The sequence below is a fragment of the Cupriavidus respiraculi genome (assembly GCF_914271545.1).
GTDB lineage: Bacteria > Pseudomonadota > Gammaproteobacteria > Burkholderiales > Burkholderiaceae > Cupriavidus > Cupriavidus respiraculi.
Genome location: NZ_CAJZAH010000002.1, coordinates 45,953 through 72,694, shown reverse-complemented (window position 1 = coordinate 72,694; position 26,742 = coordinate 45,953). Strand labels below are relative to the sequence as shown.

Sequence of the window (26,742 nt, the reverse complement as noted above, 5' to 3'; positions counted from 1 at the left end):
GCGACTTGCCATCGCGGAAGCGTCCGCCTCGGTAACGTCTTCGGGTATTGATATAAGATACCGAACCTTCGATATCCAATACCGACGCTGTCGGTACCCACGCATGACCGAGCGGACCAACACCCTCTTTGTCCAGTCGCTGGCCAAGGGCCTGAGCCTGATGGAGGCGTTCGCGGACCGCCCCGGGCCGCTGACGCTGAACGAGCTGGCCGCCATCTGCGAGATGGATCGCAGCGCGGTCCAGCGGATGGCCCATACCCTGGTGTCGCTGGGCTACCTGGAACGCGGTGCCAACGGCAAGGCATACCTGCCCGGCAAGAAGATCCTGGAGCGCACCTTCGACTATATGCGCAGCGTGCCGCTGCTGGAGCGCGCCACCCCGCTGATCGTGGACCTGCAGCAGGAATCCGGCGAGCGCGTGGAGTTGAGCCTGTTCGACGACCTGACGATCATCTTCGCGCTGCGCCGCCAGACCAAGCGCCAGACCTACACCACGACGCTGATCGGCCGGCGGCTGGCGACGATCCATACCGCCAGCGGACGCGCGGTGATGGCGCAGATGACCGACGAGCAGGTGGACGACATCATCGCCCGCTCGCACTCGAAGCCGCTGACCCAGAAGACCGTTACCGACCCGGACCGCATCCGCGCGCTGGTGCGGCAGTGCCGCGAGGACGGCTATGCGGTGGCGGCCGAGGAAAGCATGCTGGGCGAGATCAATCTCGCGGCCGCGATCGTCGACCACGAGAACCGCCCCATCGCGGCGATCGACATCTCGGGATCGCTGGCCGACTGGACCATCGACGAATTCGCCCGGCGCTTCGCCCCGCTGCTGATGAGCGGCACCAAGGCGCTCAGCGGCAAGCCCGGCCTGTCCTGACTCGTCGCCCGCCGCGCAGCGCTACAGCAGCCGTATCGCCGCGTTCCACACGCGCTGGCAGTACGCGGCGGCCGTGGGCCGCTCGTACTGGCGCGCGGTGCGCTCGCGCACTTCCGGCGACGGAAACACCAGCTCCGCGCCGCCCGACATGGCGCGCGTCTGCGCCTGGCACGCGCGCTCGAGATAGTAGATGTTGACGAACGCCTCCTGGATGGTGGTGCCCGCCGCCAGCAGGCCGTGGTTGCGCAGGATCATCGCCTTGTGCGGGCCCAGGTCCGCCACGAGCCTTTCCCGTTCGGCCAGTTCGAGCGCGATGCCTTCATAGTCGTGGTATCCGAGCCGGTCGTGGAAGCGCAGCGCGTGCTGCGAGATCGGCAGCAGGCCCTGGCGCTGCGCCGATACCGCGATGCCGTCCGCCGTATGGGTGTGAATGACGCAGGCCAGATCGTGGCGGGCCATGTGCACGGCCGAATGGATCGTGAAGCCCGCCGCGTTGACGCGCAGCGCGTCCTCGTCGCCCTCGTCGACCGGCCGGCCGTCGGTGTCGATCTTCACGAGCGTGTCCGGCCGCATCTCATGGAACAGCACCCCATAGCGGTTGATCAGGAAATGATCGTCGCGCCCCGGCACGCGCGCGCTGATATGCGTGTCGATTATGTCCGTCATGCGGAAATGCGCGATCAGCCGGTACAGCAGCGCGAGATCGCGGCGCACCGTCGCCTCCGTCTGCGGCTCCGGGTTGGGATCGGCGGTGGCCGGGGCCTGCGTGGCGGCCGCCAGCAGCGTATCGGGATTCATGTCGTGCTCCTATCCGGTTCGTGTTCGGCTTCCTGGGCGGCGGCCCGCACGTCGGCCTGCGCGCGGATCAGCGCGGCCACGGCAAGCCCTTGCGGATCGCCGCCCCGCTCCAGCGCGGCGATCACGCCCACGCGGTCGGCCACCGACTTGTCCTGGTTCAGCTTCATCTTCCCTTCGAGCGAGGCGATGGGAATGCGCACGCCGGCAATGGCGCCCATGCGGGCGCGCGTGATGTCCGCCGGCATGCCGGGCAGCGTCCAGGCCCCGCCCAGCGGCGTATCGAACTGCCCGACCGTGCGTTCCAGCAGCGCCAGCACCTCGCCGGCATCGTCGAAGACCGACGGCATGCCGCGCGCGTGGACGGCCGTGTAGTTCCACGTCGGAAATGTACGCTGGTTCTCGTACCAGCTCGGCGAGATGAAGGCATGCGGACCCTGGAACACGACGAGCGCCTCGCTCCCCGCGCGCAGGTCTTCGAGCTGCGGATTGGCGCGCGCGAGATGGGTGCAGAGCGTTGGCTCGCCCGACGTATCGAGCAGGAACGGCAGATGGGTGACGTTGCAGCGTGCGCCGCGGCACGTCACCAGCGAGGCGAAGCTGTGCGCGCGCATGAAGGCGTGCAGCGCGGCGGGATCGGTTTCCGCGTAGGCGGGCGGCGTGTACATGGCCTGCCCCTTACCCGGCCTTGCGCTGGAGCCAGCGCGCGGTGTCGTCGAACGCCTCGCCGGCCACGTCGGCGATGGACACCGCCTCCAGAAAGCTGTGCACGGTGCCCGGATAGACCTTGGCCTCGACGTCGGCGCCGACCGCGCGCAGCCGGCGTTCCAGCTCGAGGTTGTCGTCGTACAGCGGATCGCACTCGGTGATCACCAGGAACATGGGGGGCAGCCCTTCCAGCGTGTCGCCCAGGATGTTGTAGCGCCTGTCGTAGAAGTCCTGCCCGCGCCCGATATGCAGGCCGCGGAACCAGATCATCATGTGCAGCGACAGGCCGTAGTCGCCGGCGCCATAGCGCACCACCGAGTTGCGGAACAGGTTGTTGCTGTACGCGCCGTAGTTGAGCACGGCGCCGCGCAGCAGGTCCGGCTCGCCTTCGTCTCGCAGCGTCATGCAGGTGCCGATCGACAGATTGCCGCCGGCGGAGTCGCCGCCGACGAACAGTTGCCGCGGGTCGATGCCGAGCTCCGCGGCCTGCGCATGCACCCAGCGCACCACGTCGACGCACTCCTGCAGCGGCTGCGGAAACTTGGCCTCCGGGGCACGCGTGTAGTCGATACCGATCACGACGATGCCGGCGCGTTCGGCGTATTCGCGCATCACGCGGTCATGCGTGTCGATGCTGAACAGCACGAAGCCGCCACCGTGGATGTAGACGAAGGCGCCCGGCATCACGCGCTTTGCTGGCGTATGGATGCGCACGCGCACCGGGCCGTGGCGCGTGGGCACGTAGCGTTCGTCTGTGCTTGCCATCGCGGGACCGCCCTGCGCCCACGGGGCGCGCACCGCTTCGGCGATGCGCCGGCCCTCGGCGATCGACACGGTGTCGCGGCGGGGATATTTGGCGGCGTCCGCCGCCATGCGGCTGAGGAATTCGCGGATCTGGGGATCCACCGGGGCCGGGGCGCCGGTGGGCAAGGTGAAGGCCGGATCTTCGGGATGCATGCAGGCTCCAGGGAGATTTGGCGCCGGCTCAATAGCCGCGCGCGAGATCGACGGTGTTGCGCAGTGGCAGGCCATCGCGCAGGCGTTGGATGTTGCCGGCCACCTGGCGCACGACTTCCGCCGAGGCGGCCATCGAGGCCATGTGGGGGGTGACGACCACGCCCGGGCAGGTCCACAGCGGATCGTCCGCCGGCAGCGGCTCGGTCGGGAACACGTCGAGCACGGCGCCGCGCAGGCGCCCGCCCGAGAGCGCGGCGATCAGGTCCGCGGAAACGAGATGTTCGCCCCGGCCGCAGTGCACCAGCGCCGCGCCCTCCGGCAGCCCGGCCAGCGTGCGGGCGCCGAGAATGCCGCGCGTGGCGTCGGTCAGCGGCAGCAGGCAGACCAGCACGTCGGTGCGGGCGAGAAACGGCGCGAGTCCGCCCTCCCCGTGCCACGTCCGGATGCCGTCGATCTGCCGCGCCGAGCGCGACCAGCCGCCCACGTCGTAGCCGTCGTCGCGCAGCGCGCGCGCGACGACGCCGCCGAGTTCGCCCAGCCCCATCACGCCGACACGGCAGGCGGAAGCGGCGGCGAGCGGCAGCCGCTGCCACGCGCGTTCGCGCTGCTGCGCGGCCATGCGGTCGAAATGCCGGTGGAAATACAGCACCGACCAGCGCACGTACTCGATCATGCCCCGCGCCAGGCCGGGATCGACGACGCGGCAGACCGGCACGCCGGGATCGCGCCGGCCCTCCAGCAGATTGTCCACGCCGGCCGCGATGCTGTGGATCAGGCGCAGCCGCGGCATGCGCGCATAGACGTCGGGCGGCGGGTTCCAGCAGACGGCGATTTCGGCTTCCAGGCAGCGGGGCTCTGGCCAGACCGATATCTCGGCGTGCGGCATCGCCTCGGCCATCAGCGGCCGGAAGTACGCGAGCGATGCGCTGCGGCTCAGGAAGGCGATATGCGGTGCACCTGGGGATTGGCGGCTCATGCGAAACGGGCCTCCGCGATCGCGCCCGCCGGCGTGGCAGTGTGGCCGGCATCGCCGGCACCGGCGCCCTCGCCCACCGCCTGCCCCGGGATGGCCGCGATCAGCTCGCGCGTGTAGTCGCTCGCCGGGCGCAGAAACACCTCGCGCGCGCTGTTGGTCTCGACGATCCGGCCGCGCTGCATCACGACGATGCGGTGGCACAGCCGCGCCGCCACGCGCAGGTCGTGCGTGATGAAGACGATGGACAAGCCCAGCCGCTCGCGGATCGACTCGAGCAGGTCCAGGATCTGCGCCTGCACCGAGACGTCGAGCGCCGACACGGCCTCGTCGGCGATCAGGATCTCGGGGTCCATCATCAGCGCGCGGGCGATCGACAGTCGCTGGCGCTGCCCGCCCGAGAACTCGTGCGGATAGCGCTCCAGCGCGGCGGGGTCCATGCTGACCAGCGCCATCATCTCGCGCATGCGCGCCTGGACCTGCGGCAGGCTGGCGCCGAAGTTCATCGGGCCTTCGGCCAGCGTGCGGCCGATGGTCAGGCGCGGGTTGAACGAGCGGAACGGGTCCTGGAACACCATCTGCACCCGCTTGCGCCAGGCACGCGACGCCGCACGGTCCATCGACGACAGCGATTGGCCCGCGAGTTCGATTTCGCCCGAGGTGGGCGTGGCAAAGCGCGCGAGGCAACGGCCCAGCGTGGTCTTGCCGGAGCCGGATTCGCCCACGATGCCCAGCGTCTCCCCGCGCGCCACGGACAGCGACACGTTGTCGAGCGCCACCACGCAGCGCCGGCGGGAGCGGAACATCGAACCGGTCTCGAAGCGCATCGTGAGGTCGCGCACCGCCAGCGCGGGCGCCGGTGCGGGCGGCAGCGGCGGCGCGCGGAAGTCCCCGCGCGGGCGCGCGGCCAGCAGCTTGCGCGTGTACGGATGCTGCGGGTCCTCCAGCACGGCGGCGGCGCTGCCCTGCTCCACGATGCGGCCGGCCTGCATCACCACGACGCGGTCGGCGATCTCGGCGACCACGTCGAAATCGTGCGAGATGAACAGCACGCCGTTGTCATGGCGGCCGGAGAGCTCCTTGAGCAGCCGCAGCACCTGCGCCTGCGAGGTGACGTCGAGCGCGGTGGTCGGCTCGTCGGCAATGATCAGCGCTGGCTCCATCGCCAGCGCCATGGCGATCATCACGCGCTGGCGCTGACCACCGGAGAGCTGGTGCGGATAGGCGTGGCGGATCGTCTCCGGGTGCGGCAGGCGCACGTCCGTCAGCAGCGCGAGCACGCGCCGCTGCGTCTCGGCGCGGTCGATGCCGGCCGCGTGAAAGGCGAAGACCTCGGCGATCTGGTCGCCGATGCGCATCAGCGGGTTCAGCGCCGTCATCGGCTCCTGGAAGATCATCGCCATGCGGTTGCCGCGCAGGGCCTGCAGCTCGGCCAGGCTGGCCCGGGTGATGTCGCGCCCGCCCAGCAGGATCTGACCGCATTCGACGGTGAGCACGCGCGGCGGCAGCAGTCCCATCACGGCGCTGGACGTGACGGACTTGCCGGAGCCCGATTCGCCGACGATGCAGACCGTTTCGCGCGGACGCACGGCCAGCGAGACGTCCTCCACCGCGTGGCGGCGGTCGCCGCCGTCGGGCAGTTTCACGGTGAGGTTGCGGATTTCCAGCACGGGGGCCTGGACGGCGGCGGGATGTGGCACGAGGCGTTCCATGGTCAGCCCTTCCTGGTGCGCGACAGGCGCACATCGAGGCGATCGCGCAGCGCGTCGCCAAACATGTTCACGGACAGGATCAGCAGCGCGAGAAAGATGCCCGGATAGAGCACGATCCACGGCGCGCGCTGGAAGTACGGGCGGCCCTCGGCGATGATGGTGCCCAGGCTGGGAATCTCGGGCGGAAAGCCAAGGCCCAGGAAGCCGAGCACGGCCTCGGTCAGGATCGCCGCCGCGCAGACGAAGGTGGCCTGCACCACCAGCGGATTGATCGTGCTCGGCATGATGTGGCGCCACAGCACCGTCAATGGCGGCGTGCCCGCGCCGACCGACGCCTCGACGTAAGGCTCCTCGCGCACGGACAGCACCACGCTTCGCACCAGCCGCGCGATGCGCGGGATCTCCGGGATCGAGATCGCCAGCACCATCGTGACGAGGTTGGCGCCGCCGAGCGCGACCATCGCCACGGCCAGCAGCAGGCCGGGAATCGCCATGATCCCGTCCATCAGCCGCATGACGGGCGCGTCGAGCCTGCGCACGAAGCCGGCCGCCAGCCCGATCACCAGGCCCGCGGCGACCGACAGCGCGCTGACCAGCGCGGCCAGCGTGATGGACAGGCGCCCGCCGTAGAGCACGCGCGCCAGCAGGTCGCGGCCGAGCGAGTCGGTGCCGAGCCAGTACAGCTCCGACGCGGGCTTGAGGCGGGCGCGCGGCGACAGCGCGGCGGGATCGTGCTGCACGAGGTACGGCGCGCAAACCGAAGCCAGCACGAGCAATAGCAGCAGTGCCAGCGCCAGCAGCATCGCGCGGTCCCTGAACACGGTGCGCGTGGCGCCGCGCGCGGTGCCGAAGGTTGCGGTGAGATTCATGGTGCGACTCCGTAGCCAGGCATCGGCATCAGTAGCGGATGCGCGGATCGAGCACGACGTAGGCCATGTCGATCAGCAGGTTGATGAACACGTAGAGGAACGAGAAGAACAGGATCGTTCCCTGCACCACCGGGTAGTCGCGCGCGAGCACCGAGTCGACGATGAGCCGGCCCACCCCCGAGATGTTGAAGATGGTCTCGGTGACCACCACGCCGCTGATCAGCGTGGTCAGCGCCACGCCCACTACCGTGACGATCGGGATGGCGGCGTTGCGCAACGCATGCCGGAACAGCACCACGCGCTCGGTGGCGCCCTTGGCACGCGCGGTGCGCACGAAATCCTCGCCCAGCACATCGAGCAGGCTGGCGCGCGTGATGCGCGTGATCAGCGCCACGAAGATGGTGGCCAACGTGACGGTGGGCAGCACGAGATGCGCGATCCAGTCGCCCACGCCCTCGTCGGGCGGCACGTAGCCCTGCACCGGCAGCCAGTTCAGCTCGACCGAGAACACGAGGATCAGCAGGTAGCCCACCACGAAGGCCGGCACCGAGAAGGCCAGCACGGCGCCGGCCATGATCCCCCGGTCCACCGCGCGGCGGTGGCGCCAGGCCGCGAGCACGCCCAGCGGAATCGCCAGTCCCACGGTCAGCAGGATGGCGCCGCCGGCCAGCGAGAACGTGGGACCGAGCCGCGCGGCGATCAGCGTCGTGACGGGCTGCCCGGACAGCACCGAATGCCCGAGGTCGCCCTGCGCCAGCGCGAATATCCAGCGCACGTACTGCGTGGCGACCGACTGGTCCAGTCCCATCTCGGTGCGGATTGCCGCGATGGCCTCCTCGCTCGCCATGTCGCCGGCGATCACCTGCGCGGGGTCGCCTGGCGCGAGCCGCAGCAGCAGGAACACCACGGTGGCCACGATCAGCATGACCGGGATCGCGGCCACCAGCCGCTTGATGACGATTTCCAGCATGGCCGTCTCCCGCCGTTACTTCGCGGACCAGAACAGCGGCAGCGGCGCGTCCACCATGCCGGCCATCCGCTTGCTGTAGCCCTTGTACTTGGAATAGCCGCCCAGCGGCACGAAGAAGACCTGGTCGTAGCTCAGCTTCTGGATCGACGTGGCGAGCTGCTTGCGCTTGCCGGCATCGCTCTCCTGCGCGAACTCGTCGCGCAGCTTCTCCATGTCGTCGTTGCGCGACCAGCCCACGTAGCCGGCCTCGCCGCGCCCGTCCAGGTTGGGATTGATGACCGGGCTCATCAGGTCCAGGCTGCTGAAGCTGGAGTGGAAGATGCCCCAGCCGCCCTGCGCCGCCGGCTCCTTCTTGGTACGGCGTGCCAGCAGCGTGGCCCAGTCCATCGACTGGATCTCCACGTTCATGCCGATCTCCTTGAGCGCCTGCGCCGTGACCGAGGCGAAGCTCGACAGGATCGGCAGGTCGGTCGGATGCAGCACCACCACCTTGCTGCCGTCGTAGCCGCTTTCCTTGAGCAGCGCCTTGGCGCGCGCGAGGTCGGGCTTCTTCGTCTGCGTGGCGCCCTCTTCGGAGGCATAGGGCGAGACACAGGTCAGCACCGCGCCGCAGATCTGGTAGACCTTGGGGTCGCCGATCTGGGCGTCGAGGTAGTCGGTCTCGTACAGCGCGGCCAGCGCGGCGCGGCGCACCTTGACGTTGTTGAACGGCGGCTGGTGCCAGTTCATCCGCAGCGTGAAGGCATTGCTGTTCTTGCCGTAGGGCTTCAGCGCCACGGTTTTCACGCCGTCGAGCTGCGGCATCAGGTCCGGCGGCACGTCCTCGACGAAGTCGACTTCGCCACTGCGCAGCGCGTTGACGGCCGTCTGCGCGTCGGAGATGTTGACCAGCTCGATGCGGTCCACCAGCGCGACCTTGCCGCCGGCGAATCCCGACGCCGGCTCCTTGCGCGGCGCGTATTCCGCGTATTTCACGTAGGTGGCCTTGACCCCGGGCCTGAAGTCCGCGGCGACGAACTTGTACGGCCCCGAGCCCACCACCTCGGTGATCGCCTGCGAAGCCGGCGTGGCCGCGATCCGTTTCGGCATGATGAACGGCACCGGCGAGCCCGGCTTGGCCAGCGCCTCGAGCATCAGCCCAAACGGCCGCTTCAGCTGGATCTGCACGGTGGCGGCGTCGGGTGCGCTCATCTTGTCGAGGGAGGCCATCAGCCGCTGCCCCATCGGATCGCGCTCGCCCCAGCGCCTGAGCGAGGCGATGACGTCGTCGGCCGTGACCGGCGTGCCGTCATGGAAACGCAGGCCGCTGCGCAGCGTCAGCGTATAGGCCAGCTGGTCCGGCGACACCTTCCAGCTTTCCACCATCTGCGGCTGGGGCTTGCCCCCCGCGTCCATCGCGAACAGCGTGTCGTAGACGAGATAGCCGTGGTTGCGCGTGATATAGGCGTTGGTCAGCACCGGGTCCAGCACGCGCAGCGGCGCATGCAGAACGATGCGGGCCGTGTTCGGCTGCTGCGCGTGGGCGGCCGGCGCCGTGACGATGGCCGAGGCGGCGACGCATGCGGCCGCGGCGGTGCGCGCGAGCGCGCGAACGGCGGCGAAGGACGCGAGGCTCTGGAGGGCGGGGATGGTCGTGTTCATGCCGGAATTCCTTGAGACAGCGTTGAGGGCAATCGGGGAAAGCGATGACGACATCAAAGCAAGGGCCGCGCCTCGCGCGCCGGCAGCGCCGGCAGCGCCGGCTTGCGGTGCGCCCACGGCGCCAGCGACTCGAGCTGGGCCGAGAGCGCCAGCACCGTGTCCTCGCGGCCGAAATGGCCGATCAGCTGCGTGGCCACCGGCAGGCCGGCGTCGGTCCACGCGAGGGGCAGGCTGGCGGCGGGCAGCCCGGCCGCGTTGATCACGGCCAGAAAGGTCGCGTAGCGCGACACGCGCTCGCGGAACTGGCGGAACGGCAGGCCCACGTCCAGCGCGAGATAGCCGAGCTCGGCGGGCAACTGCGTCAGCGTGGGAGTGAGCAGGATGTCGTAGTCGCGCATCGCGGCGGCGAACGCGCGGCCGATCGCGTGCAGGCGCTGGATCGAATCGACATAGCTGGCGGCGTCCAGGCTCTTGCCGACCGTATACGCGTCGGCCAGCACCGGTTCGATGTCGTCGTCGCGCAGCAGGCGGTTCTCGGCGCGCAGGCGCGTGTCGACGGCCAGCGCGACGTTGGTCGCAAGTATGTTCCCGTGCGCGACGACGAAACCGGCATAGTCCAGCTCCGGCAGGCGCGCGTCGGATAGCACGTGGCCCAGCGATGCCAGCAGTTCGGCGGCGTGCGTTACCGCGGCATCGCACTCGGGCGCGATGCCGATGCCGTTCCAGCCCTCGCGCAGGATGCCGATGCGCAGCGGCCCGAGGTCGCCGGCGCGATTCACCACGTCCAGATAGGGCGCCGACTGCGGCGGCGCGGCGTAGGGCGCGCCGGCCTCGTAGCCGCTGATGGCGTCCATTGCCGCGGCGGTATCGCGCACGGTCACGCTGAGCACGCCGTCGGATGCCATGCCGCCCCACCCTTCCCCGCGCGCCGGCCCCATCGGCACGCGGCCGCGCGACGGCTTCAGGCCATAGATGCCGCAGCAGGCGGCCGGAATGCGGATGGAGCCGCCGCCGTCGCTGCCGTGCGCCACGGGGACGATGCGCGCGGCCACGGCTGCCGCCGCCCCGCCGCTGGAGCCGCCGACAGAGCGGCCGAGATCCCAGGGATTGCGCGTCGGGCCGCCGTTGCGCAGCGCCTCCGTCGACGGGCCCATGCAGAGCTCGGAAACGGTCGAGCGGGCGAACGGGATCAGCCCCGCGCCTTCGAAGCGGCCGGCCACCGTGGCGTCGAAAGGGTACGTCGTGTCATCGAACAGCCGCGAGCCGATGCTCGACGGGAAGCGCCGGTGGGCGAATCCCGAGTCCTTCAGCAGGAACGGAATACCCCGGAAGGAGCCGCGCGGCTGCCAGTCGGCGGCCAGGGCCAGCGATTCCTCGTGGCGCGGATAGGTGATCGCGTTCAGCGGCGGATTCCACGCTTCGGCCTGCGCAATCGCGCAGGTCATCAGCTCGCTGGAGGTGGTTTCGCCGTGCGCCAGCAACGCGGCCATGGCGAGGCCGTCGAGGCCGGAGTAGTCGTCGAGGTTCATGCGTGCCCAGTGGTTGAGGTGCTGCCGTTCCGTGATCGAGGTATTGCAATGCAATCATCCCGTATTGGTTAGCAATCATCTTGCACACACTGTGCCAGCAGAAACATTGGGGTTTGCCCTCGTAACGAAGCGGGCAACGGCGTGGCGGGAGCCTTTTGGTGCGCGAATGCGCGAATGTGGGACACCGCGCCGCGCGCCTTGCACGATCGCGAGGCATGGGCGTCGGCGGCCGGCCTGCGTGGCGGTGACTACGACACGGGGAGGGCTGGGAGTGAGCCGTTCAGCGTCCGCGTCCCGGCTCCCGCCGTTCGCGGAACGTGATGGACCAGCGCAGTTCGCGGGTCGGCTCGACGCTGTGCTGCCACTGCCAGCGCGCGTCGCCTTCCATCCGGTAGATCGATCTGGGTTGCGCGTCGAGCGCCACGACCTGGCGCCGCATCGACGGGCTGTAGGGATAGGGCCGGAAGCGCAGCCGCGCGGCCCCGCCCAGCGAAACGCCGACGATGCGCTCGAAGTCCGGCACGTCGCGGTGCCAGCCCAGCGGCGTGCCGGGCGCGTACTCGGCCACCAGCGCGTGGACCAGCCGCCCCGCCTCGATACCGGCCCATTGCGCCACGCGCTCGCGTAGCGGAAACAGCCGCGCATCCAGCGGCTGCGCAGGCAGCAGTTCGTTGGTGTCGAAGTCGTAGCTGCCGCCGAAGCTCACCACGCGGCGCAGCGCGAGATAGCCCTTGTACCGCGCGGCCTGCAGCGGCAGCGAGCGAACGATGTCGATCAGAGCCGCTTCCTCGTCGGGCGAGAGGAATTCCGGCTGATAGATCAGGCCCGCGATCGAGGCTTCGACCGGGCCGTCGCCGAACAGGCTGGATTGGTCCATCGCGTTCTTCGCCGTGGCGTCTCCGGTGGCGTTCCGTGTGTCTGGCGGCCTTTCTATTTCCCGCCGATGCCGCGGAAGCAGACCGCCAGCATGTGTTCGACGATCGCGTCGTCGTCGAGCTTGGCGTAGATGCGCAGGTACTCGACCGCCGGATCGCACGTACGCGAGTAGTAGCTGAAGAGAATCACTTCGTCGGGAAGGCTCGCGTCGAGCTCGCCGGCCTTCTTCGCCTGCGCCACCAGCCCCTCCAGGATGCGGTTCAGCTTGAGCACGCGCGTGACATAGCGCAGGTTGCGCATCAGCATGTCTCGCACGTGCGCGCTGGTCGAGGGCAGGAACGGCAGCCCGCCGCCGAGCCGTACCCGCAGCGCCCATTCCAGCAAGGAGCGCAGCCGCTCCAGCGCGCCCATGCCCTCCGGCAGCGCCTCCACATAGGACAGCGCCCCGTCGATCAGCCGGATCATCGCGGCACCCACCAGGTCGTCCTTGGACTTGAAGTGCTTGTACAGGCTGGGCTTGGAAATGCCCACCTCGCCGGCCACGTCGTCCATCGTCATCAGGTCGAAGCCCTTGGTCGCCAGCGTACGCGTGGCGGCGTCGAGGATCGCGTCCTCGCGGAGCTGGAAGGCCTGGTCCTTGAAGCTCAGCCTGCCGAAAATACTCATTAGTAAATCTCGCTACTATGTAGTAGGATTCTTTTCGAATCGGTATCTTCATCTTAGCACCGACACCGGACAACGAACCTGACCACCGGTAAAACAACAGAGGAAGCGCGTCGTGGGAGCATTGTCAGTCACAAACGCAGGCTTGCGGATCGCCGTCGTCGGCGCCGGCATCTCGGGCCTGGCCAGCGCATGGCTGCTTTGCCGACGGCATCGCGTCACGCTCTTCGAGGCCGGCGACTACCTCGGTGGCCACACCAACACCGTGGACGTGACGCTGGACGGCCATACGGCGCCGGTGGACACCGGCTTCCTGGTCTTCAACGATCGCACCTACCCCAACCTCGTCGCCATGTTCCGCGAGCTCGGCGTGGTTTCGCATCCGACAGACATGTCGTTCTCGGTCTCGATGGACCAGGGCCGCATGGAGTGGGCGGGCACCAGCCTGAACACGGTATTCGCGCAGCGGCGCAATGCGTTCTCGCCCAGCTTCCTCGGCATGCTGCGCGACATCGTGCGTTTCAACGGCGCAGCCCGCCACAACCTTGCGCGGGCGGAGGCGTCCCGCTGTTCGCTGGGCGAGTTGCTGACAGCCGGCAACTACGGTCAGCCGTTTCGCCAGCACTATCTGCTGCCGATGGCGGCGGCGATCTGGTCTTGCGCGACCAGCGACGTGCTGCGCTTTCCCGCCGCCACCTTCCTGCGCTTCTGCCTGAACCACGCCCTGCTGCAGATCCGCAACCGCCCGCAGTGGCGCACCGTGGCGGGCGGCGGGCGCGAATACGTGCGCCGTATCGCGGCCCGGCTGGACGACGTGCGCACCCGCACGCCGGTGCGCGCCGTGCGGCGGGATGCGCAGGGCGTCACGGTGACGACGGACGAGGGCCAGTCCCGCTACGACGCCATCGTGCTCGCCACCCATGCGCCCGACACCCTGCGCATGCTCGCGGACGCCAGCGACGCGGAACGCGATGTCCTTGGCGCCGTGCGCTATGGGCCCAACGTGGCAATCCTGCATACCGACCGCACGCTGCTGCCCCGCCGCTCTCGCGTCTGGTCCGCGTGGAACTACCTGGGCGGCGAGCGTGCGGACACGTCGCGCGCGGTGTGCGTCAGCTACCTGGTCAACCAGCTCCAGCCGCTGCCGTTCCACACCCCGGTCGTGGTCACGCTGAACGCCTTCCGGCCGCCCGCGCCCGGCACCGAACTGCGCCGCTTCACCTACGACCATCCGCTGTTCGACCTGCGCGCCCTCGCCGCGCAGGAGGCGCTGCCCCGGCTGCAGGGCCAGCGCCGCACCTGGTACGCGGGCGCGTGGACCGGTTATGGCTTCCACGAGGACGGCCTGAAGTCCGCGCTGCGCGTGGCGAACGATTTCGGAGACCTGCCAGCATGGGCCGCGCTGTGATCCCCGACGCCTGGCTGCTGCGATGCCGGGTGATGCACGAACGGGTGCGCCCCACGCGCAACCGCTTCGTCTATCCGGTGTTCTGCGTGCGGGTGGACCTGGACAACCTGGCGCGGCTGGACCGCTGGTGGTTCGGCATCGACCGCGCCGGCGTGCTGAGCCTGCGGCGGCGAGACTACGGCCCGCGCGACGGCGGCGACCTGGCCGCGTGGATGCGCGCCGAGCTGCGCGCGGCCGGGCTCCCCGACGATGGCCCGATCTGGCTCCAGACTTTTCCGCGGGTGTTCGGCTACGCGTTCAATCCCGTCAGCTTCTGGTACTGCCACGATCGCGATGGACGGCTGCGCGCGTTGCTGGCCGAGGTCACCAATACCTTCGGCGGCCGCCATGCCTATCTGCTGTCGGCGCCGGACCGCGGCGCCATCGATGCGGACACGGTGCTGGCCACGCGCAAGCGCCTGCATGTCTCGCCGTTCAACGACGTGCAGGGACATTACGCATTCCGCGTGCGCGAGAGCGCGGAGACGGCCTTCGTCGGTATCGACTATTTCGACGACAGCGGTGTGCTGCTGCACACGGCGATCGGCGGCCGCAAGGCGCCACTCAGCGGGACCGCGGCGGCGGCTGCGCTGTTGCGCCAGCCCTGGGTAACGCTGTCCGTCACGCTGCGCATCCACTGGCAGGCCCTGCGGCTGTGGCTGCAGGGCCTGCCGTTCCACGGCAGGCGCCCTCCGTCGGGCATGCCTGCCGCATCCACCCACGCCCCTACCGCTGTCTCGCCCCTGGACGACCTTCGCTCATGATCCCATCGCCCCTGGTCCCCCGCGCCCTGTCCCGTGCCGCCTCCGCCGAAATGCCGCTGGCGGGGCGGATCTTCCTCGCCGCGCTGGCGCGCATCTGCGTCGGCCATCTGGTGCTGACGCTACCCGACGGCACCGAGGCAATTTTCGGCGATCCTCACGCGACGCCCGGCGCCAGGCTCGCGCTGCGGGACTGGCGGGCCTGCACGCGCATCCTGCGCGCCGGCGATATCGGGCTGGCGGAAGCATGGCGGGACCACTGGATCGACAGCCCCGACATGACGGCACTGCTGCGGCTGGCCGTGCGCAACGAGCACGCCTTTCCGCGCATGGTCACCGGTACGTGGATCGCCCAGCGCTGGTACGGGCTGCGGCATCTGCTGCGCAAGAACACGCCCGCCGGCAGCCGCCGCAATATCCACGCGCACTACGATCTGGGCAACGCGTTCTACGGGCTGTGGCTGGACGCCACGTGGAGCTATTCCGCCGCGCTGTTCGACGGCGAGGCCGGAGGGTCGCTAGAGGCGGCGCAGGAGGCCAAGTACGCCCGCATCGTCGACACGCTGCAGCTGCGCCCCGGCATGAAGGTGCTCGAAATCGGCTGCGGCTGGGGCGGCTTCGCGCTGCACGCCGCCCGGCGCGGCATCGAGGTGCGTGGCGTCACGATCTCGGAGGCGCAGCTCGCGCGCGCCCGCGAACTGGTCGCCGAAGCCGGCATGCAGCGGCGGGTCACGCTCGAATTGCGCGACTACCGCCATCTGGAGGGCAGCTACGACGCGATCGTTTCCATCGAGATGTTCGAGGCCGTCGGGCAGGCGTACTGGAACAAGTATTTCGAGACGCTGCGCCAGCGGCTGCGCCCCGGTGGCCGCGCGTTGGTGCAGACGATCACCATCGCCGACGATCGCTTCGCCGCCTACCGCGCCGGCAGCGACTTTATCCGCGAGTTCATTTTTCCGGGCGGCATGCTGCCCAGCCCCGATCGCTTCGTGCGCGCGGCGCGCGAAGGCGGCTTCGATGCCCGGCCGGTGCTGGCCTTCGGCCGCGACTACGCGGAGACGCTGCGCCGGTGGCGCAGCGCCTTCACCGCACAACGCGACGCCGTGCTGGCGCTGGGATTCGACGAGGCGTTCGTGCGCCTGTGGCACCTGTACCTGTGCTACTGCGAGGCCGGCTTCGACGAGGGCCGTACCGACGTGATGCAGTTCCTTCTTTCGCGCGAGCCGTGACATGCCACACCGCACCCTTCAGCTATCGGCCGCGTGCGCGCTCGCCTTCGCCTCGCTGGCCTGCGCCGCCGCGCAGCCATGGCGCGCCGACCTGCCGCAGGCGACGATGACGGGTGCCGGCGAATACCGTCTGTTCGGGGTGCGCATCTACGACGCGTCGTTGTGGTCGGAGCGGCAGCCGGTGACGATGGACTCGCCGTTCGCGCTGCAACTGACCTATGCCCGCGAGATCAGCGCGCGGCAACTGGCGGACACCAGCGTGGACGAGATGCGCCGCATGGGCGCCGCGTCCTCGGACGCGACGCTGGAGGCCTGGCGCGCCGAGCTGCAACGGGTGCTGGTGGACGTGCGGGCGGGAGACCGCCTCAGCGGCGTGTATCTCCCCGGGCAGGGCGCCCGCTTCTACGCCAACGACAGGCCGACCGGCCAGATCGCGGACCCCATCCTGGCGCGCGCGTTCTTCGCCATCTGGCTGGACCCGGGCACCCGCGCACCGGGGCTGCGGGCACGTTTGCTGGGGCAGGCGCGATGACCGCCATCCGCGCGTCCCGCCTGGCTGCCTACGGCTTGCTCGGCATGCCGCTGGCGATGGCCGCGCTGCCGGTCTACGTACAGGCGCCCGCGTACTACACGACGCGGCTGGGCATGGCGCTGTCGGTCGCGGGCATCGTCATGTTCGCGGCGAGGCTGGTGGATACCCTGCAGGACCCGTTGCTGGGCTGGTGGGTCGACCGGCTGTCGTCGTGCCGGCGCCTGCATCGGCTGCTGTGGTCCGGCGCCGCGCTGCTGGCGGCCGCGTTCGCCGGGCTGTGGCTGCCGCCGGTATCGGGCGGCCCATGGCTCGCGGCGTGGCTGGCGGTCATGCTGATCGCCGTCTACACGGCCCACAGCCTGCTCAACGTGGCGTATCTGGCCTGGGGCGCGCGCCTGTCCGACGATGAGGCCATCCGTACCCGCGCGGCGGCGTGGCGCGAGGGCGCGGGGCTGGTGGGCGTGCTGCTGGCGAGCGCGCTGCCGGCCTGGCTGCTGTCGTTGCCCGAGCTGCCGCCGCGCGCGGCGATGGGCATCTTCGCCGGCCTCTTCGCGCCGCTGCTGCTTGGCGCGCTGTGGCTGCTGCTGCGCCGCGGCCCGCGCTGGCCCGCGATGGGGCCGCCGCCCGCGGCGGCTGCGCGCCCCGTTGCCATGCCGCCATGGCGGACGCTGCGGGGCAACCACGCCTTCCGCGCCCTGCTGCTGCCCTATTTCCTGAACGGGCTCGCCGTGGCCATCCCCGCCACGCTGGCGATCTTCTTCATCGAGGACCGGCTCGGCGCGCCGCAATGGGTGGCGCCGTGCCTGACGCTGTACTTCCTCGCCGGCGCCGCCGGGCTTGCGCTGTGGGTTCGCCTGTCCTCGCGCATCGGTCCGGTGCCGGCCTGGCGGGTGGCGATGGGCGTCGCGGTGCTGGCGTTCGTCTGGACCATCGCGCTCGGCCCTGGCGACATCGTGCCCTTCCTGGTCGTGTGCGGGCTGTCGGGCCTCGCGCTGGGCGCCGACCTGGCGCTGCCGCCGGTGCTGCTCGCCGCGCGCATTCCCGCAGCGGACGGGCCGGCCGCGTATTTCGGCGTATGGACGCTGCTCGGCAAGCTGTGCCTCGCGCTTTCCGGCCTGGCGCTGCCACTGCTGGCCGCGCTCGGCTACCAGCCGGGAACGCTGGCGACCGGCATGCCGGCCCAGGCGCTCGCGTGGCTGTATGCCGGCGTTCCCTGCGGCCTGAAACTCGCGGCCATGCTGACCCTGCGGAGCCACCCCTACCTCTCACCGGAGCCACTGCGATGAACCCGTTGGCCAGATGGAGCGCCGCCTGCGCGGTCGTACTGTGCACCGCCTGCACGGCGCCGGACGTGGCGCACTACGCGGACCAGCAGCCGCCGCTGGACGTGCCCGCGTTCTTCCGTGGCAAGACCGAAGCGTGGGGCATGTTCCAGAAGCGCGGCGGCGAGATCGTCAAGCGCTTTCACGTGGACCTGCTGGGACGCGAACAGGATGGCGCCTTCGTGCTGGAGGAGGATTTCCGCTTCAGCGACGGCACCACGCAGCGGCGCACGTGGACGCTGACGCGCGCGCCCGGTGGCGGCTGGCGGGGTACGGCGCCCGACGTGGTCGGCGAGGCCACCGGCGAGACAGCGGGCAACGTGCTGCGCTGGCGCTATACGCTGCAGCTGCCGGTGGACGGCAGGACCTACGATGTGCGCTTCGACGACTGGATGGTGCTGATCGACGAGCGCACCATGATCAATCGCGCCAGCGTCACCAAGTTCGGCGTCGAGGTGGGCCAGGTGACGCTGTTCTTCCGCCGGCCCGCGCCATGACCCGCCGGGAATCCGCCACGCGGGGCCTGGCCCTTAACCCCCGCTGGACCGACTGGCACGGAAAGCGCGTCTGGGTCGTCGGCGCCTCCAGCGGCATCGGGGCCGCGCTGGCCCGCGCGCTGCTGGCGCGCGGCGCTCGCGTGGCGGTATCGGGCAGGCGTGTCGCCGCGCTGGCATCGGTGGTGGCCGGCCATCCGCAGGGCCTGCCGCTGCCCATGGACGCCACCTGCCCGCACGAGTGGGTCGATGCCCACCGGACGCTGACCGATACGTGGCAAGGCGTGGACATGGTGATCTTCTGCGCGGCCGAATACCGGCCGCTGCGCCCCTGGGAAGTCAGCGCGCAAGAGGCGCGCCGCACCATCGAGACGAACCTGGGCAGCGTCTACTATGGTCTCGCCGCGGCCCTGCCCGCGATGCTCGACCGCAAGGCCGGCAGCCTGGTCCTGCTGGCCAGCGTGGCCGGCTACATGGGGCTGCCAAACGCGACGGTGTACGGACCGACGAAGGCCGCGCTGATCAACCTCGCGGAACTGCTCTACGCCGAGCTTCACGGCCGCGGGCTGGGCGTCTACCTGGTCAACCCCGGCTTCGTCCGCACGCGCCTGACGGCCCGCAACGACTTCTTCATGCCGGGCCTGCTCAGCACCGAGGCCGCCGCCGAATCCATCCTGACCGGCCTGGCGCGGGGCCGGTTCGAGATCGCCTTCCCCTCTCGCTTCACGAGGCTGGTCGGCCTGGCCAGCATGCTCCCCTACCGGCTGCGGCTCGCCCTGCTGCAGCGTCTGATGAAACCGGGCTGACCGCCATGACCCAGATGCACCAAGATTCCGACGCGCTGCCGTCCCTGCTGCTGTGGTACGCCACGCTGACGCCCGAATCGCTGGCCGACCTGCATCGCTACTACGCGCCCGACGCCCGCTTCTGCGATCCCTTCAACGATGTGCGGGGCCACGCTTGCATCCGCGCGGTCTTCGAGCACATGTTCGAGACGGTCAAGCAGCCGGGCTTCATCTTCGGCTCGCAGGTCCAGGGCGGCAACGAGGGATTCGCCACCTGGGTCTTCATGGGCGCGGTGCGCGGCCGCACCTTCTCCGTTCCAGGCAGCTCGCATCTGCGCTTCGGCGACGACGGCCGCGTGACCCATCACCAGGATTTCTGGGACGCGGCCGCGCTGTGGCGAAAGCTGCCGCTGATCGGCGGCCCGGTGGGCTGGCTGCAACGGCGCTTCGCCGCGCCGGCGCCGCGATGATGGCGGCGCGGCTGGGGCGGGCGCTCGCGCTGTTGCCGCTGCTTGCGGTGGGCGCCTGTTCCACAACCGACATGCTGAACGCGCTCACGCCCGACGCGGCCTACACGCGGCATGCGGACGTTCCCTATGGCCAGGGCCATCGCGCCCGGCTGGACATCTACGCGCCGCGCGAGCCGGCCTGCGCTGGCAAGGCGCCCGTGGTGGTGTTCTTCTACGGCGGCACCTGGCACAGCGGCGAACGGGCGGACTATGCCTTCGTGGCGGCCGCACTGGCGCGCCGCGGCATCCTCACAGTCATTCCGGACTACCGCTTGTATCCCGAGGTCACCTACCCGGCTTTCCTGCGGGACAGCGCGCTGGCCGTGGCGTGGACGCTGCGCGATATCGCCGGCTACCAGGGCGACCCGTCGCGGGTCTTCGTGATGGGCCACAGCGCCGGCGGCTACAACGCCGCGATGCTCGCGCTGGACCCGCGCTGGCTCGACGAGGCGGGCGCAAGCCGCGCCCAATTGCGCGGCTGGATCGGCCTGGCCGGCCCCTACGACTTCTTTCCCATCGAGAATCCCGCGGCCCGGCCGGTGTTCCACCATCCGCACTACCCGCCCGGCTCGCTGCCCATCGACCACGTCTCCGCGGGTGCGCCGCCGGTCTTCCTGGGCGTCGACAGCGACGACCGGCTGGTCGACCCGCAGCGCAACTCCGCCCGCCTGGGAAACCGCTTGCGCACCGCCGGGGTAGCGGTGCAGTACCGGGAATACGGCAATCTGTCCCACACCCTGCTGATCGGCGCCTTCGCCTCGCCGCTGCGCTGGCTGTCGACGGTCAGCCAGGACGTTGCCGACTTCGTGCTCGCGCGGGCCGGCTGCGCGTCATGAGCGGGCGCACGACGCGCGGGGCCTAACTCGCCTTCCTGCGGGGCTTCGCCGACAAGTTGAGCGACACGGCGGCGCGAATCAGCGCCTTGAGCGCCGGCGCGTCGATGTCGTCGCCCTGATGGAAGTCGATGGCGCGCCTGGTGTTGCCATCCAGGCTGGCGTTGAACAGATGCGCCGGGTCCTCCAGCATGGCGCCCTTGGCAAAGGTCATCTTGACCGCGTGCCTGTAGGTCTCACCCGTGCACACGATGCCGCCGTGCGACCAGACGGGGACGCCCCTCCATTTCCATTCCTCCACGATCTCCGGCTCCGCTTCCCTGACCAGGGCACGGAGCCGGGCCAGCATCTCGCCGCGCCAGTCGCCCAGCTCGGCGATTCTGGCGTCGATCCGTTGGGATGCGGCCTTGCCCGCGTCGCTTTCGTTCTCGTCCATCGCGCAGTCTCCGTTGACTCGCGCGCTCAAGCCGGCGCCGCGAGGCTGGCATTGTGCCGAAGGCAACGGCCTGCAGCCAACCCTCCCGCCGTGGACCCGTCAGGGTCAGGCCGGCGCCGCGGCCGCCTCGTCCGCCGCCGTGCCGACGTTCCGCGCGGGCAGTATCACGCTGGCCACCAGCCCGCTGCGTCCATCGGGGCGATCCGCCAGCACCACGCGGCCGCCCAGGTTCGCGGCGATCGTCTGCACGATGGCCAGGCCCAGGCCGCTGCCCTCCTCGTCCGTGGCCGCGCCGCGGTAGAAGCGCTCGAACACGCGCCTGCGGGCCGCCTCGGGAATGCCCGGGCCGGTGTCGGCCACCTCGATCACGACGTCGGCGCCTTCGCGCCGCGCGCTCAGGTCCACGCACCCGCCCGCTCCCCCGTAGCGGATGGCGTTGTCCGCGAGGTTCTTGATCAGCATGCGCAGGTCGGTCTCGGTCGCGGCGATGCGCACGTCGTCGAGCCGCTCCACGCCCAGGTCCACGCCCCGGTCCACCGCGAGGGGGAGCAGGTCGGCGACCACGTCGGCCACCACGTCGGGCACCGACACGTCGTGCACCGCGCCGGCGGGGGCGCCGATTTCCGCGCGGGCCAGGCCCAGCAGCTGGGTCAGCAGCGTGCCGGTGCGGCGGATGCCGCGCCGCAGTTCCTCCAGCTGTTCCTCCAGATTGTCCCGGGGCGCGTGAACCAGGTTCTCCACCTGCAATTGCAGCGCGGTGATGGGCGAGCGCAGTTCGTGCGCGGCATTGGCGATAAAGGTGCGCTCGGCATCGATCAGCCCCGACAGCCTGACCATCATGCGGTTGACCGACGCCAGGAACGGGCGCAGTTCCTCCGGCGCGGTGCTGGTGTCCACCGGTTCCAGATGATTGAGGTCGGCCTGCGCCACGCGCTCGCCGATCTCGTTCAGGGGCCGCAGCGACACCCGGACGCTGGCGCGGATCGCCCACACCAGCACCGGCAGCAGCACGATCACCGGAATCGCCGCCCAGGTCGCGACCCGCCAGGCGTTGTCCCGCCGCACCGACTTCTGCTGGGCGATCTGCATATAGGCGTCGCCGGCCCGCAGCGCAAACACGTCCCAGACTTCGCCGTCCACCACCACGTCGGAGAACCCAGGTTCCGCCCGGGGAAGCAATACCCATGGCGCGCTGGTATGGCCGGGCAGCACGCCGTCCTCCGGTCCCCAGGTCTGCACCAGCACCGGCGGCGGCGGCGGCGCCCGGCCCGCGGGCTGGACCGGCATGAGGGGCGGCGCGGTGCGGATGGCGGCTGCCGCCTGCCGCAAGTCCTCGTTGAATTCGCTGGCGAGCTGGTGCACCACCATCCAGGCACCGAGCGCGCCGAGAAATCCCACGAGCAGCGCCAGGCCGCCCAACGACAGGCTCAGGCGGCGGTGCAATGAAGCGATGGCAGGCGTTTTGACCATGTCCGACTCCCCTCCCGGTTCACCACCGCAGTGTGGGCGATCGTCGCGGCCATGCCAATTGACGACAGGCACGCCTTTACGGTGTTCGGCACCGCAAGTCCATCCGGCGAGGCCCTGAAATGCAACAGTCCACCCCGCCGTGTGCTTGACAGTCTGCTTCGACAACTGATATTAATAAACGATAATAATTATCATTTGTCACGTCTCGGGGAGGGCTTGCAGCCCGCTTAGGCGCAGGTCATGGACGGAACCACAGGTAGATCATGAGTACGCAGGGTTGTCTTCTCCCCTCGACCATCGAGTCGCTCTACTGCGACCATCATTCATGGCTCAAGGGCTGGCTCCACCGGCGGCTCGGCAGCGCCGACCAGGCGGGGGACCTCGCCCACGACACCTTCGTCCGCCTGCTCAACAGCGATCGCGTGCCCATCGTGCTCGACGAGCCGCGGGCCTTCCTGACCACCGTGGCGCAGCGGCTGGTGTCCAACCACTGGCGCCGCGAAAAGCTCGAGCGCGCCTATCTGGACGCCCTCGCCCAGGTGCCCTTCGAGGTCGAATGGTCGCCCGAGCACCGCGCCATCGTGCTCGAAACGCTGATCGAACTGGACAGCCTGCTCGACGGGCTGCCCGGCGTGGTCAGGCAGGCCTTCCTGCTGTCGCAGCTCGACGGGCGAACCCATGCCCAGGTGGCAGACGCGCTGGGCATTTCCATCCCCACCGTCAAGCGCTATATCGCCAAGGCGCTGCAGCAGTGCTTTTTCGCTGACCTGTCCTTCGTGGGGTAGCCGCGCCATGGCGTCCAGCTGGTACCAATCCACCGCCGAGGCGGCCACCATTCCGGGCCACGTCGCCGAGCGCGCCGTGGAATGGCTGATGGCGCTGCAGGACGCCGCCGTGTCGCCCGAAACCCTGGAGGCGTGGCGGCGCTGGCGCGCCGAGCATCCGGACCACGAACGGGCATGGCAGCGCATCGAGTCGGTCAAGGGCCGGCTCGAACCGCTGTCGTCGCCGCTAACCTCCGACATCGCTCGCGCTGCCCTCGCGCCATCCGGCTCGCCGTACCGGCGCCGGGTCATCAAGACGCTGGCCGTGTCTGCCGTCGCGCTGGGCGCGGCCTGGTCCGCGCGGGACTACTCGCCGTGGCGCGAGCTGTCGGCCGACTATCGCACCGCGGTGGGTGAGCGTCGCTCGCTGGTGCTGGCAGACGGCACGCACCTCTGGCTCAACACCGCCACCGCGGTCGACGACCGCTTCGGCGCGCGCGAACGGCGGCTCGTGCTGGTGGCCGGGGAAATCCTGGTCACCACCGGGCACGACGAACGCGAGCCCGCCCGGCCGTTCCTGGTGGAGACCGCGCACGGCACCGTGCAGGCGCTGGGCACCCGCTATGCGGTGCGCCAGCGCGGCGGCGATACCGAGGTCAGCGTGTTCGAGGGCGCCGTCGAAATCCGCCCCGGCGGCCGCGATGGCCCGCCGCTCGTGCTGCCGGCCGGCCATCGCGCCAGCTATACGTCGGAGACCATCACCGACCGCGCCGAGGCTCACGCGTCGGGCATCAGTTGGGCCGAAGGCTTTATCGTCGCACGCAGCATGCGCCTGGACGACTTCATCGCCGAGCTGAGCCGCTACAGCCGGGACACCCTGTCCTGCGATCCGGCGCTGGCCGGCCTGCGCGTGTCGGGCTCCTTCCCGCTGGACGACATCGGCAAGGTGCTGGACGCGCTCTCCACCACGCTGGACGTGCGCACCGAAACGGTGACGCGGCTGTGGGGAGCCCGGGAAATCCGCATCACTGCCGCGCGCTGAGCCCCCGCATGACTTCCCCTTCAAAAAAATCTGCCGAACGCTGATCCGTTTTCGATTCTCGCGGGTCATGGAGTGTGAGCGTTCCTATTTCATTTCCAATCAAAGGCAGATCATGGGTCACGTCCCGGCGCGCCAGCGCCAGCCAAACACCATTTTTCGACGGAAACTGCTTGCCAGCGCGGCGCGGCATATCGCCATGGGGGCCGTGGCCCTCGCCCCGGTGCTCGTGCCGGCCGCGGCGCATGCGCAGGCCCAGACCGTGCGCGCCTACGACATTCCCGCCGGCACGCTCGAAGACGCGCTGAGCCGGTTCGGCCGCGAGGCCGGCATCATGCTGTCGTTCAAGCCGGAAGTGACCGCCGGCCGCAGCAGCGCCGGCCTGAAGGGCAACTACACGCCCCGCGGCGGACTCGATGCGCTGCTGGGCAACAGCGGCCTGGTGGCCGTCCAGCAGTCCAACGGTACCTATCTGGTCAACGCCGCGCCGGTGCCGGTGGCCGGCGACGTGACGACGCTGCCCGTCGCCACGGTCACCGCCTCGGCCAGCGACGGCCTGCCCGCGCCTTACGCCGGCGGCCAGGTGGCCCGCGGCGGCGGCCTGGGCATCCTGGGTTCGGCGAACGTGATGGACGTGCCGTTCAGCACCACCAACTACACCGCGGCCATGCTGGAGGACACCCAGGCCCGCACGCTGGCCGACGTGGTGATCAACGAAGCGTCGGTGCGCACGCTGACGTCGACCGGGGGCTTCGGCGAGGACTTCCAGATTCGCGGCTTTACCGTGGCGAGCGGGGACGTCGGCCTGAACGGCCTGTACGGCATGGCTTCGTCCAGCCGGATGCCCGCGATCATGATGGAGCGCGTCGAAGTTCTGAAGGGTCCGGGCACGCTGATGTACGGCATCGGCCCCAACGGCAGCATCGGCGGCGCCATCAACGTCGTGACCAAGCGCGCGGGCGACGAGCCGCTGACTCGCCTGACCGGCACCTACGAGAGCAAGTCGGTCCTCGGCATGCAGGCCGACGTCGGCCGCCGCTTCGGCGAGAACAAGGAATGGGGCGTGCGCGTCAACGGCGCGTACAAGAGCGGCGACACCACCATCGACGACGGCAAGGTGCAGCAGGGCGTGGGCGCCCTCGGCCTGGACTATCGCGGCAGCAAGCTGCGCTGGTCGCTCGATGCGTATACGCAGCACGAGGATATCGACAACTTCCGCCCGCAGATCGGCTTCCTGGCCAACGTGCGCTCGCTGCCCGAGCCGCCGTCCGGCCATCGCAATTTCTTCCCCGGCACCGAGCTGAACCTGCACGACACGGCCGTGATGTCGCGACTGGAGTACGACTTCACGCCCAACCTGACGGTCTGGGGCGCCGCCGGCTATCGCGACGGCTCGGCCTACCAGACCTTCCCCGGCGGCCGCGCGGACGCACTGGGCAACTTCACGCTGACCAACTCGTGGTACGACTCGTACAGCGAGACCAAGACCGCCGAAGTCGGCGCACGCGCGCGCTTCTCCACCGGCCCGGTCGGCCACACGCTGACCATGACCGCCACCCGGCTGGAACAGGAGGCGGGCAACGCCTATATCCCGGGGGCCGGATCGGTGCCCTCCAGCATCTACAACCCCGCGCCGCTGCCGCCGATCACCGCGCCGCGCACCGACGCGAAGAAGGCGTCCGACACGGAACTGACCAGCTTCGCGGTCACCGATACGCTGTCGTTCCTCGACGATCGCATCCTGCTCACAGGCGGCCTGCGCCATCAGCGCGTGGCGCTGGAGAACTTCTCGACCACCACGGGCGCGCGCCTGGACAGCTATGACGAGAGCGCGGTCTCGCCGCTGGCTGGCATCGTGATCAAGCCGGTGTCCAATGTGTCGGTGTACGGCAATTTCACCTCGGGCCTGACCCGCGGTGGCGTCGCGCCGGTCGGCACCGCCAACGCAGGCACGGTGTTCGCGCCGTACAAGTCCAAGCAGTACGAGGCAGGCGTCAAGGTGGACTGGAGCCGCATCACCACCGGCATCTCGGTGTTCCAGATCGAGCGCCCGAGCGCGGTGACGGACCCCATCTCCAACATCTACAGCTTCGACGGCGAGCAGCGCAACCGCGGGCTGGAACTGTCGGCCTATGGCGAAGTCATGCGCGGCCTGCGCCTGATGGCCAGCGCGACGTTCTACGACGCCACGCTCACCAATACCGCCGGCGGCGTCAACAACGGCAAGGACGCGAACGGGGTGCCAAGGCACGCCTTCAACCTCGGCGTGGACTGGGACATGCCGTGGGTGCCCGGCCTGAGCCTGTCCGGCCGTGTGCTGAACACATCGTCGATGCCCTTCAACGCCGCCAACACGCTGAGCGTGCCGAGCTACACCCGCTATGATGTCGGCGCCCGTTACCGCACCGAGATCGGCGGCAAGTCGGTGGTGTTCCGAGCGAATGTCCTGAACCTGTTCAACAAGGACTACTGGCTGGTCAGCGGAACCTATGTCACCGTCGCGGCCCCCCGCACGCTGCTGCTGTCGGCGCAAATCGACTTCTGAGGC

At 69.8% G+C, this 26,742-nt stretch carries 26 protein-coding genes; 13 read left to right on the top strand and 13 right to left on the bottom strand.

All coding sequences use genetic code 11. The features are described from left to right. Positions 1 to 103 precede the first annotated feature (103 nt). The gene (locus LDO27_RS07905; protein ID WP_222200961.1) at positions 104 to 880 is read left to right on the top strand and encodes an IclR family transcriptional regulator; all 777 of its coding nucleotides are present in this window, start codon (positions 104 to 106) and stop codon (positions 878 to 880) included. 21 nt (positions 881 to 901) lie between these two features. On the opposite strand, the gene LDO27_RS07900 is transcribed toward LDO27_RS07905, so the two are convergent. The 11 genes from LDO27_RS07900 to LDO27_RS07850 form a co-directional block, all read right to left on the bottom strand. Next, complete coding sequence (locus tag LDO27_RS07900; RefSeq protein WP_222200960.1) at positions 902 to 1,678, bottom strand: class II aldolase/adducin family protein; 777 nt, start codon at positions 1,676 to 1,678, stop codon at positions 902 to 904. After that, positions 1,675 to 2,343 (bottom strand): FMN-binding negative transcriptional regulator, encoded by a 669-nt coding sequence (locus LDO27_RS07895; RefSeq protein WP_224040988.1) that lies wholly within the window; start codon positions 2,341 to 2,343, stop codon positions 1,675 to 1,677. Before LDO27_RS07895 ends, LDO27_RS07900 begins: the two co-directional genes overlap by 4 nt. A 10-nt stretch (positions 2,344 to 2,353) precedes the next feature. Continuing rightward, complete coding sequence (locus LDO27_RS07890; protein ID WP_224040986.1) at positions 2,354 to 3,340, bottom strand: alpha/beta hydrolase fold domain-containing protein; 987 nt, start codon at positions 3,338 to 3,340, stop codon at positions 2,354 to 2,356. Positions 3,341 to 3,368: 28 nt separating this feature from the next. After that, positions 3,369 to 4,316, bottom strand: a complete 948-nt coding sequence (locus LDO27_RS07885; RefSeq protein WP_224040984.1) for a 2-hydroxyacid dehydrogenase — start codon at positions 4,314 to 4,316, stop codon at positions 3,369 to 3,371. Next, on the bottom strand, positions 4,313 to 6,025 hold the full coding sequence (locus LDO27_RS07880; protein ID WP_224040982.1) for an ABC transporter ATP-binding protein: 1,713 nt from the start codon (positions 6,023 to 6,025) through the stop codon (positions 4,313 to 4,315). Before LDO27_RS07880 ends, LDO27_RS07885 begins: the two co-directional genes overlap by 4 nt. Before the next feature lie 2 nt (positions 6,026 to 6,027). Beyond that, on the bottom strand, positions 6,028 to 6,894 hold the full coding sequence (locus tag LDO27_RS07875) for an ABC transporter permease (protein WP_224040980.1): 867 nt from the start codon (positions 6,892 to 6,894) through the stop codon (positions 6,028 to 6,030). Positions 6,895 to 6,922: 28 nt separating this feature from the next. Then, on the bottom strand, positions 6,923 to 7,864 hold the full coding sequence (locus LDO27_RS07870) for an ABC transporter permease (protein ID WP_224040978.1): 942 nt from the start codon (positions 7,862 to 7,864) through the stop codon (positions 6,923 to 6,925). Between the two features lie 15 nt (positions 7,865 to 7,879). Continuing rightward, a complete protein-coding gene (locus tag LDO27_RS07865; protein ID WP_224040976.1) occupies positions 7,880 to 9,505 on the bottom strand; it encodes an ABC transporter substrate-binding protein in 1,626 nt (541 codons plus the stop codon). Positions 9,506 to 9,558: 53 nt separating this feature from the next. Then, on the bottom strand, positions 9,559 to 11,034 hold the full coding sequence (locus LDO27_RS07860) for an amidase (RefSeq protein WP_224040974.1): 1,476 nt from the start codon (positions 11,032 to 11,034) through the stop codon (positions 9,559 to 9,561). A 280-nt stretch (positions 11,035 to 11,314) separates the two neighbouring features. Further along, the gene (locus LDO27_RS07855) at positions 11,315 to 11,911 is read right to left on the bottom strand and encodes an alpha-ketoglutarate-dependent dioxygenase AlkB (RefSeq protein WP_224040972.1); all 597 of its coding nucleotides are present in this window, start codon (positions 11,909 to 11,911) and stop codon (positions 11,315 to 11,317) included. 53 nt (positions 11,912 to 11,964) lie between these two features. Further along, positions 11,965 to 12,576 (bottom strand): TetR/AcrR family transcriptional regulator, encoded by a 612-nt coding sequence (locus LDO27_RS07850; protein ID WP_224040970.1) that lies wholly within the window; start codon positions 12,574 to 12,576, stop codon positions 11,965 to 11,967. A gap of 112 nt (positions 12,577 to 12,688) precedes the next feature. On the opposite strand from LDO27_RS07850, the gene LDO27_RS07845 reads away from it, so the two are divergent. From LDO27_RS07845 to LDO27_RS07805, 9 genes are all read left to right on the top strand, one after another. Further along, positions 12,689 to 13,981: an NAD(P)/FAD-dependent oxidoreductase gene (locus LDO27_RS07845; RefSeq protein ID WP_224040968.1), complete on the top strand. Its 1,293-nt coding sequence runs from the start codon at positions 12,689 to 12,691 to the stop codon at positions 13,979 to 13,981. Next, the gene (locus LDO27_RS07840) at positions 13,966 to 14,784 is read left to right on the top strand and encodes a DUF1365 domain-containing protein (RefSeq protein WP_224040966.1); all 819 of its coding nucleotides are present in this window, start codon (positions 13,966 to 13,968) and stop codon (positions 14,782 to 14,784) included. The genes LDO27_RS07845 and LDO27_RS07840 overlap by 16 nt, the downstream gene beginning before the upstream one ends. Beyond that, the gene (locus tag LDO27_RS07835) at positions 14,781 to 16,010 is read left to right on the top strand and encodes an SAM-dependent methyltransferase (protein ID WP_224040964.1); all 1,230 of its coding nucleotides are present in this window, start codon (positions 14,781 to 14,783) and stop codon (positions 16,008 to 16,010) included. Before LDO27_RS07840 ends, LDO27_RS07835 begins: the two co-directional genes overlap by 4 nt. Position 16,011: 1 nt before the next feature. After that, positions 16,012 to 16,542 carry a chalcone isomerase family protein gene (locus LDO27_RS07830; RefSeq protein WP_224040962.1) on the top strand — a complete coding sequence of 177 codons (531 nt, stop codon included), beginning with the start codon at positions 16,012 to 16,014 and terminating at the stop codon, positions 16,540 to 16,542. Continuing rightward, complete coding sequence (locus tag LDO27_RS07825; RefSeq protein ID WP_224040960.1) at positions 16,539 to 17,828, top strand: MFS transporter; 1,290 nt, start codon at positions 16,539 to 16,541, stop codon at positions 17,826 to 17,828. The genes LDO27_RS07830 and LDO27_RS07825 overlap by 4 nt, the downstream gene beginning before the upstream one ends. Beyond that, positions 17,825 to 18,361 carry a DUF3833 domain-containing protein gene (locus tag LDO27_RS07820; protein ID WP_224040958.1) on the top strand — a complete coding sequence of 179 codons (537 nt, stop codon included), beginning with the start codon at positions 17,825 to 17,827 and terminating at the stop codon, positions 18,359 to 18,361. The genes LDO27_RS07825 and LDO27_RS07820 overlap by 4 nt, the downstream gene beginning before the upstream one ends. Beyond that, positions 18,358 to 19,164, top strand: a complete 807-nt coding sequence (locus LDO27_RS07815; protein ID WP_224040956.1) for an SDR family NAD(P)-dependent oxidoreductase — start codon at positions 18,358 to 18,360, stop codon at positions 19,162 to 19,164. The genes LDO27_RS07820 and LDO27_RS07815 overlap by 4 nt, the downstream gene beginning before the upstream one ends. Positions 19,165 to 19,169: 5 nt before the next feature. After that, positions 19,170 to 19,613: a nuclear transport factor 2 family protein gene (locus LDO27_RS07810; protein WP_224040954.1), complete on the top strand. Its 444-nt coding sequence runs from the start codon at positions 19,170 to 19,172 to the stop codon at positions 19,611 to 19,613. Between the two features lie 71 nt (positions 19,614 to 19,684). Next, positions 19,685 to 20,488: an alpha/beta hydrolase gene (locus LDO27_RS07805; protein WP_224040952.1), complete on the top strand. Its 804-nt coding sequence runs from the start codon at positions 19,685 to 19,687 to the stop codon at positions 20,486 to 20,488. 22 nt (positions 20,489 to 20,510) lie between these two features. On the opposite strand, the gene LDO27_RS07800 is transcribed toward LDO27_RS07805, so the two are convergent. Then, a complete protein-coding gene (locus tag LDO27_RS07800; RefSeq protein WP_224040950.1) occupies positions 20,511 to 20,921 on the bottom strand; it encodes a DUF1801 domain-containing protein in 411 nt (136 codons plus the stop codon). A gap of 105 nt (positions 20,922 to 21,026) precedes the next feature. Next, positions 21,027 to 22,391: a sensor histidine kinase gene (locus LDO27_RS07795; protein WP_224040948.1), complete on the bottom strand. Its 1,365-nt coding sequence runs from the start codon at positions 22,389 to 22,391 to the stop codon at positions 21,027 to 21,029. Positions 22,392 to 22,654: 263 nt separating this feature from the next. Here LDO27_RS07795 and LDO27_RS07790 point away from each other — a divergent pair, with 263 nt between their 5' ends. From LDO27_RS07790 to LDO27_RS07780, 3 genes are all read left to right on the top strand, one after another. Beyond that, a complete protein-coding gene (locus LDO27_RS07790) occupies positions 22,655 to 23,176 on the top strand; it encodes a sigma-70 family RNA polymerase sigma factor (RefSeq protein ID WP_222200948.1) in 522 nt (173 codons plus the stop codon). Positions 23,177 to 23,183: 7 nt separating this feature from the next. After that, on the top strand, positions 23,184 to 24,197 hold the full coding sequence (locus tag LDO27_RS07785) for a FecR domain-containing protein (protein ID WP_224040946.1): 1,014 nt from the start codon (positions 23,184 to 23,186) through the stop codon (positions 24,195 to 24,197). Positions 24,198 to 24,393: 196 nt separating this feature from the next. Continuing rightward, a complete protein-coding gene (locus tag LDO27_RS07780) occupies positions 24,394 to 26,739 on the top strand; it encodes a TonB-dependent receptor (protein WP_224040944.1) in 2,346 nt (781 codons plus the stop codon). The last annotated feature ends 3 nt before the right edge of the window (positions 26,740 to 26,742 follow it).